The 987-nt window shown below is 58.4% G+C and carries 2 protein-coding genes; both read right to left on the reverse strand.

Annotated elements, in window-relative coordinates; genetic code table 11:
* Positions 1-389 precede the first annotated feature (389 nt).
* Entirely contained in the window at positions 390-689 is a 300-nt protein-coding gene (locus CBW22_RS25125) for a hypothetical protein (RefSeq protein WP_088518095.1), read from the reverse strand.
* A 30-nt stretch (positions 690-719) separates the two neighbouring features.
* The coding region (traT, locus tag CBW22_RS25130; RefSeq protein WP_217899544.1) for a complement resistance protein TraT at positions 720-987 on the reverse strand (268 nt) is incomplete at its 5' end.

Below are 987 nucleotides of genomic sequence, written 5' to 3' on the forward strand. Positions count from 1 at the left end.
CTCCAGGCAAAAAACAGGGTAGTCCAGACAATAAGGGTGCGTGCCGCACCGTTGAATGTGAGCATGGGGTTTTCCTTCAGGAAGTTAAGAACAGGGGTTAAATACAGCCGTTACAACGCTATTCCCGACGCGCGCGAAGCGCAGTAGTAATACGTCAGGGAAATCAGAGCCACGCTCCCGCCACCCCGTGCATCAGGGGGGAAGCGTAAAAGGGGATCCCGTGAGGGAGGAGGGCAGCACCCGTGGTGGTGGTGGTGCTGTCCCGGTGTCCGCTGCCCGGGGGGCACAGACGGGGGTCGGCAGGCGCCCCGTTGTCAGGAGAGTGTTCTCATTTCCCCTTAAGGCGCGTGCCGCCGGTTTTCACCGGTCGTTAAGTAATACCAGGTAATTCAGCGACCTGCAAGCTTCAGAATGCGTTTTATGGCAGCCTGCAGCACGGCGGTCAGGACCAGCCCGCACGCCCCCATACTGATGATATAAAGCAACATCGCCGCCAGCATGAACAGGCAGAACTCTCCCGTTCCCGCCCCACCCGGCGCGGCATCGAGCAACCTGAGCCAGTCCACAAAACGCCAGGGGAGCCAGCTGTCCGTTACGTTCACGAGCAGCAGGGTGATGATGGCGGCTGTCAGCATCAGATTCAGGAAGCCGGGCAGTGAAGACGCCAGTCGTTCAATTTTTCTGCGCATGGCGCCTCCCGCATCTGTCAGCTGACTGAATTACATGATCCCGGCAACGGACTTCGCCAGCTGCGCTTCCAGCACCGGCTTCGCCTCTTCAAACTTCAGGTTGACCTTGTTCGCGTTTGACACCACGCGGGTCTGGTATTTCATGCGGTTGCCCTCTTCGCTGCTGGTCTGCAGCTTAATGCCGGAAGTGCCCTGACGCAGCGCCGCCACGTTGTCCGTGGTTACGGCAGTTTTGCTGCGTTCAGAAATCTGCAGATCGGTCACCATCGTGTAATTTATATCCTCTACCAGTGCGTCT

Origin of the sequence: Pantoea sp. VS1 (assembly GCF_002207995.1) — a bacterium.
GTDB classification, from domain to species: domain Bacteria; phylum Pseudomonadota; class Gammaproteobacteria; order Enterobacterales; family Enterobacteriaceae; genus Pantoea; species Pantoea dispersa.

Excerpts from the sequence above, each read along its gene's own strand:
- CBW22_RS25125 (WP_088518095.1), bottom strand. The coding sequence starts at position 689 with ATGCGCAGAAAAATTGAACGACTGGCGTCTTCACTGCCCGGCTTCCTG.